The organism is Marinifilum breve (assembly GCF_003202155.1).
Lineage (GTDB): Bacteria > Bacteroidota > Bacteroidia > Bacteroidales > Marinifilaceae > Marinifilum > Marinifilum breve.
The window spans coordinates 1-424 of record NZ_QFLI01000154.1; the positions used below are offsets into that span (position 1 = coordinate 1).

General features: G+C 38.2%; 1 protein-coding gene. It reads right to left on the reverse strand.

Annotated elements, in window-relative coordinates:
- Positions 1-183 precede the first annotated feature (183 nt).
- Positions 184-424, reverse strand: a 241-nt coding sequence (rplP, locus tag DF185_RS24905) for a 50S ribosomal protein L16 (protein ID WP_110364088.1), incomplete at its 5' end; no start/stop codon positions are given.

Here is a 424-nt window from a genome sequence, read left to right on the forward strand (position 1 = left end):
CCGCTGTTGTCCGCTACATTCAAATAGGTCTGGGGTTGAATCATATCATTTTAAATCCGTTCTTTCAATGCAAAACAAAAAGGGGCGAAGAAAAAAAAGAAATATTCTTTTTCAAAAAAAAAAAAGGAAACCTGCAATTGCTTTTTTATTCCAAGACCTCTTTCCTATGGTTATAAATTTCTATCACGAAATAATGAATTGAGTTCGTATAGGCATTTTTGATGCTGCTATTGAAATAGCCTTTCTGGCTATATTTTCTGCTACTCCGCCCATTTCATAAAGTATTCTACCTGGTTTAACGACAGCTACCCAATATTCGGGAGATCCTTTACCCGACCCCATACGTGTTTCCGCAGGTCTTACTGTAACGGGTTTGTCTGGAAATATACGTACCCATATTTTTCCCCCACGGCGTGCATTTCGT